The sequence below is a fragment of the Agrobacterium sp. RC10-4-1 genome, from assembly GCF_014138475.1.
Classification (GTDB): domain Bacteria; phylum Pseudomonadota; class Alphaproteobacteria; order Rhizobiales; family Rhizobiaceae; genus Agrobacterium; species Agrobacterium pusense.
The window spans coordinates 507,633-520,264 of sequence record NZ_JACJIT010000004.1 but is presented as its reverse complement, the minus strand read 5'-3'; the positions used below and the strand labels follow the sequence as shown (position 1 = coordinate 520,264).

General features: G+C 55.9%; 22 protein-coding genes. 18 read left to right on the top strand and 4 right to left on the bottom strand.

Annotated features, from left to right (window positions below; genetic code table 11):
• The first annotated feature begins 343 nt into the window (after positions 1–343).
• Together FHW77_RS14285 and FHW77_RS14280 are read left to right on the top strand one after the other, a co-directional pair.
• Positions 344–547 carry a hypothetical protein gene (locus FHW77_RS14285; protein WP_182590556.1) on the top strand — a complete coding sequence of 68 codons (204 nt, stop codon included), beginning with the start codon at positions 344–346 and terminating at the stop codon, positions 545–547.
• A gap of 173 nt (positions 548–720) precedes the next feature.
• On the top strand, positions 721–1,470 hold the full coding sequence (locus FHW77_RS14280) for a DUF5131 family protein (RefSeq protein ID WP_182590555.1): 750 nt from the start codon (positions 721–723) through the stop codon (positions 1,468–1,470).
• On the opposite strand, the gene tcmP is transcribed toward FHW77_RS14280, so the two are convergent.
• Together tcmP and FHW77_RS14270 are read right to left on the bottom strand one after the other, a co-directional pair.
• On the bottom strand, positions 1,467–2,294 hold the full coding sequence (gene tcmP, locus FHW77_RS14275; protein ID WP_182590554.1) for a three-Cys-motif partner protein TcmP: 828 nt from the start codon (positions 2,292–2,294) through the stop codon (positions 1,467–1,469). The two genes, FHW77_RS14280 and tcmP, sit on opposite strands and share 4 nt — an antisense overlap.
• Positions 2,295–2,313: 19 nt before the next feature.
• Positions 2,314–2,508 carry a hypothetical protein gene (locus FHW77_RS14270; RefSeq protein WP_182590553.1) on the bottom strand — a complete coding sequence of 65 codons (195 nt, stop codon included), beginning with the start codon at positions 2,506–2,508 and terminating at the stop codon, positions 2,314–2,316.
• A gap of 95 nt (positions 2,509–2,603) precedes the next feature.
• Between FHW77_RS14270 and FHW77_RS14265 the strand changes: the two genes are divergently transcribed.
• Positions 2,604–2,909 carry a hypothetical protein gene (locus FHW77_RS14265; protein ID WP_112416362.1) on the top strand — a complete coding sequence of 102 codons (306 nt, stop codon included), beginning with the start codon at positions 2,604–2,606 and terminating at the stop codon, positions 2,907–2,909.
• On the opposite strand, the gene FHW77_RS14260 is transcribed toward FHW77_RS14265, so the two are convergent.
• Positions 2,910–3,665: a LexA family transcriptional regulator gene (locus FHW77_RS14260; RefSeq protein ID WP_037093440.1), complete on the bottom strand. Its 756-nt coding sequence runs from the start codon at positions 3,663–3,665 to the stop codon at positions 2,910–2,912. It lies immediately after the preceding gene.
• A 94-nt stretch (positions 3,666–3,759) separates the two neighbouring features.
• On the opposite strand from FHW77_RS14260, the gene FHW77_RS14255 reads away from it, so the two are divergent.
• The 15 genes from FHW77_RS14255 (at position 3,760) to FHW77_RS14185 (ending at position 12,392) form a co-directional block, all read left to right on the top strand.
• On the top strand, positions 3,760–3,960 hold the full coding sequence (locus FHW77_RS14255; RefSeq protein WP_182590552.1) for a helix-turn-helix domain-containing protein: 201 nt from the start codon (positions 3,760–3,762) through the stop codon (positions 3,958–3,960).
• Positions 3,957–4,349, top strand: coding sequence for a hypothetical protein (locus tag FHW77_RS26745; protein WP_286086111.1), 393 nt, complete (start codon positions 3,957–3,959; stop codon positions 4,347–4,349). The genes FHW77_RS14255 and FHW77_RS26745 overlap by 4 nt, the downstream gene beginning before the upstream one ends.
• A 651-nt stretch (positions 4,350–5,000) precedes the next feature.
• Positions 5,001–5,351 carry a hypothetical protein gene (locus FHW77_RS14245; protein ID WP_182590551.1) on the top strand — a complete coding sequence of 117 codons (351 nt, stop codon included), beginning with the start codon at positions 5,001–5,003 and terminating at the stop codon, positions 5,349–5,351.
• Positions 5,348–5,896: a hypothetical protein gene (locus FHW77_RS14240; protein ID WP_182590550.1), complete on the top strand. Its 549-nt coding sequence runs from the start codon at positions 5,348–5,350 to the stop codon at positions 5,894–5,896. Before FHW77_RS14245 ends, FHW77_RS14240 begins: the two co-directional genes overlap by 4 nt.
• 101 nt (positions 5,897–5,997) lie before the next feature.
• Positions 5,998–6,348 carry a hypothetical protein gene (locus FHW77_RS14235; RefSeq protein ID WP_182590549.1) on the top strand — a complete coding sequence of 117 codons (351 nt, stop codon included), beginning with the start codon at positions 5,998–6,000 and terminating at the stop codon, positions 6,346–6,348.
• A complete protein-coding gene (locus FHW77_RS14230) occupies positions 6,345–6,944 on the top strand; it encodes a hypothetical protein (protein ID WP_182590548.1) in 600 nt (199 codons plus the stop codon). Before FHW77_RS14235 ends, FHW77_RS14230 begins: the two co-directional genes overlap by 4 nt.
• Positions 6,941–7,579: a methyltransferase gene (locus FHW77_RS14225; RefSeq protein ID WP_182590547.1), complete on the top strand. Its 639-nt coding sequence runs from the start codon at positions 6,941–6,943 to the stop codon at positions 7,577–7,579. Before FHW77_RS14230 ends, FHW77_RS14225 begins: the two co-directional genes overlap by 4 nt.
• Positions 7,576–9,039, top strand: a complete 1,464-nt coding sequence (locus tag FHW77_RS14220; RefSeq protein WP_182590546.1) for a DnaB-like helicase C-terminal domain-containing protein — start codon at positions 7,576–7,578, stop codon at positions 9,037–9,039. The genes FHW77_RS14225 and FHW77_RS14220 overlap by 4 nt, the downstream gene beginning before the upstream one ends.
• The gene (locus tag FHW77_RS14215) at positions 9,036–9,335 is read left to right on the top strand and encodes a hypothetical protein (protein WP_060723221.1); all 300 of its coding nucleotides are present in this window, start codon (positions 9,036–9,038) and stop codon (positions 9,333–9,335) included. The genes FHW77_RS14220 and FHW77_RS14215 overlap by 4 nt, the downstream gene beginning before the upstream one ends.
• Complete coding sequence (locus tag FHW77_RS14210; RefSeq protein WP_182590545.1) at positions 9,332–9,664, top strand: GcrA cell cycle regulator; 333 nt, start codon at positions 9,332–9,334, stop codon at positions 9,662–9,664. The genes FHW77_RS14215 and FHW77_RS14210 overlap by 4 nt, the downstream gene beginning before the upstream one ends.
• Entirely contained in the window at positions 9,661–10,173 is a 513-nt protein-coding gene (locus FHW77_RS14205; RefSeq protein WP_182590544.1) for a hypothetical protein, read from the top strand. The genes FHW77_RS14210 and FHW77_RS14205 overlap by 4 nt, the downstream gene beginning before the upstream one ends.
• Positions 10,170–10,649 (top strand): hypothetical protein, encoded by a 480-nt coding sequence (locus FHW77_RS14200; RefSeq protein ID WP_112635737.1) that lies wholly within the window; start codon positions 10,170–10,172, stop codon positions 10,647–10,649. Before FHW77_RS14205 ends, FHW77_RS14200 begins: the two co-directional genes overlap by 4 nt.
• On the top strand, positions 10,646–11,560 hold the full coding sequence (locus tag FHW77_RS14195; RefSeq protein WP_182590543.1) for a hypothetical protein: 915 nt from the start codon (positions 10,646–10,648) through the stop codon (positions 11,558–11,560). Before FHW77_RS14200 ends, FHW77_RS14195 begins: the two co-directional genes overlap by 4 nt.
• A gap of 280 nt (positions 11,561–11,840) precedes the next feature.
• Positions 11,841–12,185 (top strand): DUF3307 domain-containing protein, encoded by a 345-nt coding sequence (locus FHW77_RS14190; protein ID WP_177319324.1) that lies wholly within the window; start codon positions 11,841–11,843, stop codon positions 12,183–12,185.
• 30 nt (positions 12,186–12,215) lie between these two features.
• Entirely contained in the window at positions 12,216–12,392 is a 177-nt protein-coding gene (locus FHW77_RS14185) for a hypothetical protein (protein WP_182590542.1), read from the top strand.
• A gap of 27 nt (positions 12,393–12,419) precedes the next feature.
• On the opposite strand, the gene FHW77_RS14180 is transcribed toward FHW77_RS14185, so the two are convergent.
• Positions 12,420–12,629 carry a hypothetical protein gene (locus FHW77_RS14180; RefSeq protein ID WP_182590541.1) on the bottom strand — a complete coding sequence of 70 codons (210 nt, stop codon included), beginning with the start codon at positions 12,627–12,629 and terminating at the stop codon, positions 12,420–12,422.
• Between the last annotated feature and the right edge of the window lie 3 nt (positions 12,630–12,632).

Here is a 12,632-nt window from a genome sequence, read left to right as displayed (position 1 = left end):
ATAAAATGACGCAAAAGATTTGACATTGTAGCACGAGTGGAGTTATCCCTGTCGCAAGTGATGGGCGACCGGGTGCAATTCCCGAGCTGATGAAGCCCACGGCGCGGGAAGCGAAAGCTCTTAAGTGTGCTGTCAGAAAATCAGGGCGAGGGTAGCGAATAGCCCCTCTGGCATGTGTCCCATCCCGGCTCCGGCCTTCAGGACTTAGCCATGGTTTCCCCGCCTCTTGGACTTGGTCCGTGGGGTAGGGGGAAGCTTTGGCTGGAACCCTCCCTCACCATCCTTCAAGACGAAAGATTCAAGAGATGGTACTTGGTGTATGGAGTGAGGATGAGGATGCTAGATGACTGTAGAGCAAGAAGCGCAATCCGTTCCAAAGCGGAAACGCAGAATCTGGCCATGGCTGCTGGCCTGCGCACTGGTCTTGCTCATCGTCGCTGGTATCTACGCGTATCTGGAAATCATTGCGATGATCGAGGATCTAGGACGGCTCTGGGATGACCTGGTGCAATTATTCTGGCTGATTGTTCCGGACGGCGAGAAATAAGGACCCGGCCGAAAAAATCAAACGGAGCGGATCGCGCTGGCGTGCGGTAGCAATGCTTAGAACGCATAGCTAAGAGATTGAAATAGAAAAGTATTTCCCGATTTTGGGATGATTTTTATCGAAAAATTAACGATGTTTGGTACAATGGCGACAATCTTTAAGAGGGTTTGCCAATGGCTGAGACTTCAATCGAATGGACGGACGCTACATGGAACCCGGTAGCGGGATGCACCATCATGAGCGCCGGCTGCACCAATTGTTATGCAATGAGGATGGCTGCTCGACTTGAGGCGATGGGCGTTGAGAAGTACAAGGGTCTCACGCGCAAGAGCGGCGGTCGAGCAAAATGGACGGGTGCGATTTCTCTCGATGAAAAGGCGCTGTCGATACCGTCGACATGGTCAAAACCGCGCAACGTTTTTGTTAACTCAATGTCTGACCTGTTCCATCCTGACGTGCCTGTGGATTTCGTTCGCAAAGTTTGGCGAGCGATGAAGGAAACGCGCCGGCACACGTATCAGATTTTGACCAAGCGCCCGGATCGCATGGCTGAAATCCTGAGCGATGGTTTCGACATCCTGCCGAATGTCTGGCTCGGGAGCAGCGTGGAAGATGGGCGCGTTCTTCACCGTCTTGATGATTTGCGCAATGTTCCGGCCGCCGTTCGCTTCGTCTCATACGAACCGCTCATCGGTTCAGTGAAGGGCGGAAAGCTCGACGGCATCCATTGGGCAATCGTTGGCGGGGAGTCCGGACCGAATGCTCGCCCGATGAACCCTACATGGATCGATGAGATTTTCGATCAATGCACGGATGCAGGTGCCGCCTTCTTCTTCAAGCAGTGGGGTGGAAAAAACAAGAAAGCAGCGGGTCGGTCTTATCGTGGTAAGACATGGGATGAAATGCCGCAGCTCGCGGCTTAAAGATCGAGAGTTCCTTGGGCGCTCTTACTAGAGGTTTTCCAAAACGCGTGGGCCAGTTCGTGCTTTGCCGCAAGCAAGAGCCAATAGAGATGCTGGCCGCGCGTTCCAGTAATTAACTTCGTGTCTCTGGAAGTGTCTATTCCGGTTTTTGCAACCTCCTCTCTCCAATATTCAAAGACTTCTCGTCTAACATGGGGGTGGGGCTGGTTCAGGTTAACAGCTTCCCGCCAGCCTGGCGCAAAATTCTCGAACTCATCTTGTTCTTCGGATATGTTACCAGGCAAATTGCGCTGAAAATCCATTTTGCTGATATGAGCTAGGATATCTATTCGAGTTAACCGCGACAGCGTGCGGAACATTCCAAAGTCTAACGCGCCGATACTGTAGGGATCCAAAAAGCCGAAGTTCAGCCCGTAAACGGCCGCAGATTGGAGTGCCCGGAACGCTGTGTCCTTCGCCGCACCGTGTATTTTAACAACCGGCGCGCCTAGCTTAGTAAGGCGCTCTGCCGCCGCGTCGAGGCGAACACTATCGATATCTGCGATGATTACTTTTGAGAATGGAGCGCCGCCCTCGACGCTTTTCTTCCATGCCGCAACAGGGCTGCCATCTATCCACTCCCCACTGTCTCTTATTCGAGACCGTCCCGGGCCGCAGAATAGGTCGATATACGTTGCGCCACCTCTTCCTAATGGTGCCAAATATTTCTTTCGAGCCGCGCGTGATATATCCACATAACGACAGAGGTATTCTTGTTTCTCCTTCGCCCATGGACCGACTTCTTCGGCCGGTAGCCCATCATCACCAGCAATTAATTCACCCATTCAAGCCCCCCAGCTTTACTCACTGCTTCTTCACCTCGTCCCGTTTCATTCTCTCAAGCTCTTCGGCTCCCAGCGCGGCCTCAAGCACCGCATCCACCTCCGGCAAGAAGCTCTCCCACATTGGCCGGCCGTCGAACTTCGTGTTCTCGGGCACGTCGCTCAAGCGGCACAGTGCACGGGCGGCGCGTTCGCGGGGAGGTTGGTCCTTCTTCATTGACGCAGTCCTTCCCGAATCAAAAACGACTCGACTCTTGAATTAGAACCTGCTTTCTTACCGTGAACGAAATGAGAACAAACGGGAGAAAGAAGATGGCTCAGAAAGCGGTAAACCAGTTCATCGTAGTGCCGCCTGATGATCGCATGGAGGGAGTGGCCCAGAACAAGGAGCTGTTCACGGCTCACCTCAATGAAAGCTTTCCGGCATACGAGTTCCTGCTTCACAAGGAATCTCCGTTCGAAAGCGATGACTTCCAAATCATTCCTATCGCGGGTACTGCTGGCGACGAGGCGAATCCCGGCGAAGTCCGCAAAATGCCGGAGCGCTGGGTGCTCGATGACATCGTGCAGGTCTGCAGAAGGTTTGATGTCACAAATACCAAGCGCCGGCTCTCCTGATTACTTTCGAGCTATGTGACCGACGACACGGCCGATAATGGTCAATCGATCGAGCTCGACCGTGAAGCGCTCAAGGTTCGGATTGTCAGAGATGATGCGAACCTCAACCGGGTCACTGAACGGGATGCGTTGCAGTCGCTTTATCTGGGGTTCGCTTTGGCCGTCGCTGATGGCATAGACCGTATCCGTGGTCATGGTGTTTTGCGAAAGATCCACCAGCACGCGGTCGCCAGGCATGTAGGTGGATTGCATGGAGTCTCCGATGACCTCCATTACCAGCGTATGATTTGGTGATGCTTTCGCTTCGTTGCGGAGGTACTGGAGCGGGATAAGCCATTCCGCGACCACAGGGTGACCGCTTATGCTCTCGGCGCCAACGCCTATGCTGATCGTTTCCCCAACGATCCCAGAGCCTGCGCCCAGCTTCATGTCCACTTCTGGCAAGGCGCCATCGACCGCGGGCGTCCAGTGCTCCCGGCTATAGCTCCCGGTGTCCTCTACCTGATCTGGCTCAATCTCATCTGGATCGAACGAGGATACCAGCCTGCTTTTCAAAGGCGGGCGGTTGAGCATCAAGTCCTCGACGCGCGCGCCGAGTAGGTCGGCAAGCTTTTCCGCGCGCTCCCTTTTCAGCAAGGAATGGTCATTCGCCAGACGATTGATTGTCGCACGCGACAAATCCATTGCGTCAGCGAGGGCCTCTTGTGAGCCAATTTTTGATGCTTTTATGAACGGATCGAGCCAGTTTTTTGACATGCTCATGTTATCCGCCAACTCTGGCGCATCTTCTATGCCATATTATGCCACACTGCTGTTGACAGGCTCGGAATAATGTAGCATTAATTGCGACATGACCCTTGAAGATTACATCCACGAGCACACCACTGTAACAGCTTTTGCGGCAATGCTGGGCAAGAGCCGGGCACAAGTGCACCGGTACATGCGCGGTGAGAATCTCAGCAAGAGCGTAATCGAAGAGATTTGCCGCGCTACCGGCGGGGCGGTCGAGCCGAAGTCATTCTTCAACACAACGTCGGAGAGCGCGGTATGAACTGGAACCACGATCTCTCCCAGGCGCCGCGCGGCAAGATGGTGCACAGCACCCGCACAGTTGGTGATCGCGTCCACGAGATTAGCGATTTCGTTCCTGACCACATCTGGGCAGCTAGCAAGTGCGGCAAAGTCATCAAGTCTTACTGGATTCAACCGGTCGGCAAGGCTGCTGGACGCTGGTCTGGGTTTGCCAACGGTGAATTGCCGATAGCTTGGCAGCCCTTCGTTGTGCCGGCACATCCATTTGTAGAAACCCAGCGCCAGCAGGGTACGGACGGCGGCGAAATCGCTGCAGTGAAGGTCATAGACCGACTGGCGAACGCCGCTGGCGTTGAACCGTCGCCGTCCGATCATTTCATTCTCGAAGACGTTGGGGGAGGCGCATGACCACCCCGAAATCCAAGCTCCGAGAAATCCTATTCGACCTCTCCGTCCAGCATCAGATCGAGGGATACGAGAAATCCGACCCGAAGCGGCCGGTCGAAGTTCGTGAGGGGAATTGATCATGAAGAAGGTCACCAAGCAGAAGCCGATCGTCATCGATATGGAGGCCTTTGAGGCTGAACTGATGGCTGAGGTTGCCCGCATCAACGATGAACGGGTGGCGGCATGACTGGCTACACGGTTTTCATCGGCTCTGTGGTGTTTCTGGCGGCTTGCATCATCCTGGCACTCGTTGCTCTCACATTCGTGCAGGGGAGGCGCTGATGGCCTCTAAGCCAACTGCATATGATCTATTCAAGCGTGGTTACGACACGCAACAGATCGCTGAATATCTCGGAATTTCGGAAGCGGCTGCGCTCAAATCTCTCACCACCGAACGCTGCGCCGCTCGAAATCTTGCATCTGCGTATCCTTTGAAAACTACCACTTGGCCTCAGGGCCGGGTGGCTTACGCGGGGCGGTAGCTCCTTTCGTGTCCCGCACATCCTTGCTGACCTCAACTTACCTAAACCAGCAAGGATCGCATTCACGATGTCAGAGTACGGCGTTCAACCGACAGGTTCTAATAAACAGGGAAAACAGGGAAATAATGCCATGAGTACGGCAATTGCGTCCGAGTATGTGAGGAAAATGGTGGAGCGTGAGACGTCCGGTAACGGCGACGTCGAGAACGCCGTCCGACGCCTCGCAAGACGTCACAATCTCTCTTTCTGGCAGATCATGCACCTTCGGGCCGGGCGGGCCAAGTCGGTGACGATCGACGCCTTCACCCAGATACGCCGTGCGTACCTCGAATATTGCGAAGCCGAGATCCGGGCTCTGCAGGAGGAAATCAAACAGGATCGGGATCGGTACGAGGACAATGACGATCTTCTCAATCTGGAAAACGAAACTCAAGCGCTGGTGGAAAAAGTCCGGCTGGCGAAGGAAAGGATGAGGCGGTGACAGTTGGGCATAACTCAAAACTGACAGAGGCGGAAAGCCAAGCCCTATGGGGCCACCACACCCGGCAGCGCGTGAAGCTCTATCACGAGCAGCAGGAGCTGAAGGCCAAGGAGCAAAAATACAAGGCGGACGCCAAGAACGATGGCGTCTCCGAAAAGGACCTGAAGGATTTCATCGAACTGACCTTCACGACCGACAAGCAGAAGAAAATTGACGAGTTCGCCCGCCGGAAGCGGATCATGATCAATTCGGGTCTGATCCCCGATGACAGGCAGGGTGATCTGCTGACCGACCGCGTCGGCAAACTCGAGATGATTTACGCCGAAGGATTCCAGGCTGGTCTTGCCGCACTGGACCGGGTGTCCAAACAGAACGGTGGCAGCGACGAGGATCGCGAATGGCTCCGCGGGTATGACGACGCACAGAAGGTCATGCTCGAAAACCTGCAGGCGGCGATGGAAAAGCGCAACGCCAACAAAAGCAAGGAGGAGCCGCCGGCGAACATCGATGGCGATGACCCCTTCACCCTCAAGCAAGACGACTGAGTTCCCCGGCCAGCAAGCTCCTCCCAAGCGCTGGCCCAACTAACCCGGTGCGAGAATGTAAAGCGGACCCCGCACCGGGTTCTTTCTTCCACGAGGTGAACATGAGCCTTGAAGTAAAAATCCAAGCCAAAGCAGAGAGCGTGCTGGCCAGCGAGGCGCAGTTCTACGGCGTCACCCCGACCGCTCTCGTCAAAGCGATAATCGACAGGGTGGCAGTCGGCGGCCTGACGCGGGATGTCCTGCAGGGTGTCGACGTCGTCTCCTATCAGGATCGCAAGCGCGGAACGCCACACCCGTCACCGAAGCATACGTATCAGGGCCAGAGGATGTCACTGGCGGCGATATCGAAGAAGACCGGCATTCCATTGGTCACGCTTCGGACACGCATCTATCGCGACAACTGGACGGAAGAGCGCGCTTTCTCTGAACCGGTGAGGGAGTATCGCAAATGAGAGTTCTCGGTCTCGACGTCTCAAAACACGCCGGATGGGCTCTCTGGGAAACCAAGAATGCTCTCGCTTCGATACGCTGCGACGTGATGGAGTTCCCGGCAAAAGCATCCATCGAATATTGCGCTGACCAGATGGGCCTCAAGGTGACTAAGCTCATCAAGGACGAGAAGCCGGATTTCATCGTTCTGGAAACCGCTCTCAAGATGAGCCCAAAAGGTTCGGCCGCAACGGTATCTTCTTGCATGCTGCACGGCGCCGTCTATGCCACGCTCGGCAATTGGGGAAAGCCATGGGGAACGATCAGCGCCGCTACCTGGCGCAAAATGTTCTTCGGCGCTGGATATAAGCCGCCGCTCGACAATCACGGCAAGAACGACTGGAAGCGCGCTGCCATCGAGCAATGCGAGCTTGAAGGCATCATCCTGCCGGCGAAGAAGGCCACCAGAGACAATGCGGCCGAAGCCGCTGCGCTCGCTGTCTGCTGGCGTGGCGTCGAGATCCACGCGGGACGGTATCGACCAGCATTCCAAGACTTTCTTCAACAGCGCAACGAGCGCGCGCCATCGGGCGATCTGTTCGCAGGGAGCGCCGCATGAGCCAAAACACTTCCTCTGCAGTAATGCAGCAACGCTCTGAGCCCAAACGCTCCCTTGATGACTTTCCAACGCCACCTTGGGCAACAAGAGCGCTCTGTGACGCGCTCAAGAAAAATGGCCACGATCTTTCAACTCTCACGGTGCGCGAGCCTGCCGCTAATCGCGGGTTCATGGTCCGCCCTCTGAGGGAGTATTTCGCAGAGGTGAGGGCAAGCGACATAGCTGATTACGGTTATGGGTGGCCGATCGAGGATTTCCTTTTCCCTTATCAAATAGAGGAGGTTGATTGGACCATAACCAACCCTCCGTTCACTCTTGCCGATCGCTTCGTTGAACGCGCGCTTGAAACGAGCCGCATTGGCTGCGCCATTATTGTCCGCTCTGCATTCCTCGAAGGGGTTGGTCGGTATGACCAGCTATTCCGCGACAACCCACCGGCTTTGGTTCTCCAATTTTGTGAGCGAGTTGCCATGGTCAAGGGTCGGGTTGACCCAGATGCATCAAGCGCCACCGCCTATTCGTGGGTCGTATGGGTCAAGGGCGAAAAAGATACGCGCCAGCGCTGGATAGCTCCCTGTCGAAAGAAGCTCGAAAGAGCAGAAGATTATCTCGATCACCAAGGGGAGGCAGCATGAACGCCATGAACCAAACCTTCATCCCGGCAAACATTGAGGCGGAACAGGCCCTGCTTGGCGCGCTGCTGATGAACAACGAATCCGTAAGTCGCGTGCCGGTGACATTTGACGTCTCGCACTTCTTCGAGCGGATCCACCGTGACATCTACACGGCTATCCTGAAGCTGCGGGCGATCAACAAGGATGCGAACGCAGTAACCGTCCGGTCGCACATGTCGCCGGAACTGGTATCGGTGAAAATCGGTGACATGACGGTTTCGCAGTATCTGGCGCATCTTGCCGCCAACACGGTGAACATCGTCAACGTTCCAGACTTTGCCGACGCTGTGACCGAGTACTATCACCGACGGGAAGCCATCGCAGTTGGCGACGATGCCAGCACCGCGGCAACTCGAGCAGCAGACGAACTGGAGTTCATCGATCAGATCAAGGACTGCCGTCAGCGACTGTCGGCAATCATCGCCGACATAGAGGCCCGTAACGAGCCGCAGGAGAGCTTTCTTGACGCGGTGGACCGAACACTCGGAGTGACGTCTGACGCGATTGCTGGTCGCCGTGTGGCCGGTCTTGATCTTGGTGTTCCTGAACTGACCAATCTCATGGGCCCGCTTGGCACCGGTGAACTGCTGGTGATCGGCGGCGACGTGAAGACCGGCAAGTCTGCGGCTGCCTGGCAGTGTTTCTTCAATCTGGCCGAAAAGCACCCGGTCGGCGGCCTTAGCGGCGAAATGCCTACCGATCAGATCATCATGCGCGAGAAGGCGAGACGCACCGGCATATCAGCAAAGCGCCAGAAGCGTGGTCAGGTGTCTCAGGATGAGGTCGAGCAACTGGTGAAGGCAGGGGCCGATATCAAGCGCCTGAAGTTCATCGACATCATTTCCAAGCAGATCACGCTCGAAGAACTGGACGAGCGCATCAACCGCCTGCAGGGCGAGCACGGGATCGAGGCTTTTGTAGTCGACCACATTCTAAAGCTGCTGTGGACCGGCAAGATGGAAGACGCCGACGACTTCAAGAAGGCAAACCGGGCCACGTCGACGCTCAAGAACATCGCCATGAAGCGGAAGATACCGATCATCGCGCTCACACACATCAACAAGAACAGCAACGACGGGACATGGGGCAAGACCTACCGCGACCGCCTTATGGCTGCCAAGCGTCGCCGGCCGACCTACAAGAGCATGCTCGGCAACATCGACAAGGACGTCGACAACATGATCATCGTCCATCAGGCCTATCCGGCAGTCGCCGGTATGGAGCCCGAGGAAGGCACCGACGACTACCGCCTGTGGGAAGACACCATGGCTGAGGTCAAGGGCAAGGCAGAGTTCATTCTGGCGCTTTCCCGCGAGAACGAGTTCCCCCGGCGCCAGGAAATCCAATGGAACGGCTCAAGCACCAGTTTTGGACCGGCATTTGAGAAGTCGATGAATAGCAGGGAGTTGTTTCCGCGATGAATGAATTCTCAGGTTATGCAGTCCAGCGCGGCGGCCAGTGGTGGGCAATGGTTAGATTTGCCCGCGATGCCAAGCCAAAGCCGATTATGGGCGCCGGCGACAAACCAGAAGGTTTCCCAGACGAGCTCGCCGCCACCAAGGCAGCGCTTCGGCATGTGCTGGCATATTTCAACGGGCATCTCGTCTGCTCTCGCGAGATAGAAGGCGCATCCATCAAGCAGGTACGGCGAGCCCAGGCAGAGCGCATTTTCAGCAAGGGCAAAGAGATCAGCGTGGAAAGGAGAGAAATGGCATGAACCACCACCGCTCCCTATACACCAAGGAACAGATAGCCGCTGCTGCCGCCCTATGGCGGGATGGCTACACGCTGCACGCCATGGCCGAAAAGCTCGGTATAACCGCCAGCGCGGCCAAGCACATGACCAGCACGCGCCGCGGTATATTCCCGTATCGGAAGAGCAACGCGCGGCGTTCAAATCCGATCGTTAAGCAGGTGGAAGAAGCACCGGCACCAACGCCTCTCAAGGCTGGCTGTGTGGTCAGAACCACATTCACCGGTGCCAAGGTCACTCTGCCGCGTGTCGCGTTTATCGACGGCCCTGAGCCGGAAAGCGAGGCAGCATGAACCAGATGGTGACAATCTCCTATGAGGAGCAACTGAAAGCCAAGGCCAAGGCCGTCCGTGAGCGATTGATGGGCAAGGGGAAGGTCGTCAACATTGCTGTGCACGCTAAGGCCACTAGGACAGATGTTGGTGTGGTCCGTTATCTCGCGCCGACCAGGCAGATGAAGAAGCAGGAGCCCAGAGAGCACGTCAACACGTGGAATTGTCACCAGCGCGCGATCAGAGACGCAGAGCGCGACCCGAACAAGGTTCGGAAGTTCATCAAACTCCGCTGTATCGCCCATGGCATGACGTACGAACATTTCCAATCGGAAAAGCGTGATCAGGAAACATCAATGACGCGCCGGCTGATCATTCTGGAAACGGACGCTCAGTTCCCCGGGTTGAAGGCAACCTATCTCGGCCAGCTGGCGCACAAGAACCACACCACGATTCTTTACATGCGGGGCACGGTCAAGAATGGCTATGTCTCCAAGTGGAGAAAGAAATTTGAGGCGAGGGCGGAATGATCGACCAATCGCCATCCGATCTGTTTCCAGAGACAATTGCGAAGCGCCCGCGTTCGCCTAACGGCATCAATGTGCATCGCTTCCTTGAGGGATATGGAATCAAGGTTCTTCCTTACACGGATGCCAGAGGGTGGAAGGACCGGCCGGCCAATGTCGTCTATGGAGGCAGGACAGTAGCGCGCCTGATGCGCAGAGACATTGAATTGACGGGGCTGGTGGTCCGCTGCATTCAGACCAGCAACCCAACCTGCTTTGATGACGTGGTGATCTTGTCGGTATGGCGGTTCATATCGGCTCATATGGCCCACAGGAAGGCACCAGACGTAATCAAGGAGTTCGGGCGCGTAGACCTTGCCCAAATCAAGAAACGCGCTCACCGCCTCGTAAATGGAAGCTACGGGCGGATGGGCAAGACATGGGAAAAGATCGGCACGCTGTTGGCCGACGCTATGATCGAACAGGAGCAGGCAGCATGAAGATTTCCGAGCAACAGACCTACCTCGATATGGCTGGGCGCCGAGTGTTTATTGTCAGGCGAGAAAAGCTTATGGATCAAACTACCCGGCGTCAGGATCAATTCTGGACCTACATCGGCTATCAGGTGGACCGAGATGGGAACCGCATTGGCGAGCCGCGCGGGTGGAAGTCAGACGGTAGAGACTGGACCGGCGACATGGATGGCAACATCATCCGGGAAGCCGATATCGGCATGTCGATAACGGAGCCGCAGGCCGTTATTCTGGAGCGGCTTATCGAAGCCATGGAGACGGATATGGCGCTCCCTATCGCCACCGGCCCTAAGCTGTTCGGAAATGCGTGGCCTGAAACCTCATCAACCAGCACAGAAACCCGTGGGCATGAAACGGTGGAGCTTGTTGCAGGAGAAGAGCATATTACTCGCCAGCGCCATGCAGCGGTCAACGATCTGACAGAGCGCAGGGCGAAGTGCAGCAGGCCTCGTATCGGGCGGATGGAAGAGGCGTTCTCCTGGGTGTCGCTGGTGTTTGATGATGAAGACCGTAAGGTTTTGCTCGCCTATGCAGAAGTGAAGGCGAAAGGATGGGAGTTTAAGCGCTTCATCGAGAACAGAAACCGCCGTCTCCCTCACAAAAATGCATGGGTTAAACGAACGATATTGCGTAAAATTACAAAAACACTGCAAGAAGTTGAAATGAAGTTGCGCAAGCGTGCAATTATCTTGCGTGATTGCGCCGGTTTACATGTGTCACACGAAGAGGCAAAACACTCATGCAAATCGATAACGTCAACGGTTTGTGGGCGGGATGAAGAGATAAACCGGCATGCATCGCCGATGAATAGCCCCGCAAATATCACAACGGCCGCCGAACGTGAAGCACGACGGCGCGCCAAGCTGGAAGCAGCGTAACCATTTGGACTGGCGATACGGTAACGGTTCGCCCCGCATAGGCTGAGATTGATGCGCTCGGCGGTCCCGCCAATTCGCCCAACAGGGCAACGGAACCGGGCGGCGGTCCTCATCCGAGCGGGATGTAATCTTGAGGTAAAGACAGTCCTGCTAGTCGGTTAAACGGCAGACGAAAGCCCAGGTAGGCTGCCACCCCTTCGGGGCCGATTATGGTGCGCCCGATACATTTCACCAGCCCCGCCCGTAACAAGGTGGGGCTGAATACGTTTCAGGAGCCACGATGCATATTCTCGAGATGCTGGTCTACATGATCGCGGCGCACTTCCTGCTCGACTACGCCCTTCAAGGCGACTGGATGAGCAAGGCGAAGAACGCAACGCTTGATCTGGTGCCGGGTGAGCGCATCTGGCCGCTGGCATTGTTCGGGCATGCGCTGATCCATGCGACGGCTGTGCAGATCATCACCGGCAACTGGTTCTTGTTCTCGCTGGAACTGATCATCCATTGGGCAACCGATTACGCCAAATGCAAGGGCCGGTTCGGCTACAATACGGATCAGTACATCCATATCGCATGCAAGCTGGCCTATGCGGTGGTGCTGCTTAACCCTGCCGTCGCCGCCTAACCCCATTCACCCGCCCACATGGAGAGAGCGATGGCAACCCTGATGGAAACATTGAAGGACATCGCAGATCGCCACGACGAACGGATGAAGACCGACCCACGATATGCAATGACGGTGGCCTACATGCAGCAAGCGTCGGCCCCAGTTGAGCGCAGCCGCCACTATGATCGTGACGGCTATTGCGACAACCCGGCGCGTGGCTACTGACCCCATGACCACCACCGAGCAAGAGCGTCAGTAATCCATGCATGTGTCGCAAAGTGGGTTTTCTGGGTCGGTGACCAAGTATGACTTAACCGGGGTACCGCAATGTAAGCAGACGGTGTCGCATTCGCTCAGATACTCCTGGTGCAATGCCTCCTGATAGGCTTCGTCGCGCTTTTTAATGCTATCGCCGCGCCGATTAAGTTCGGCGGCAATTTTGTCTTCGGTGAAACCGTTCATCCC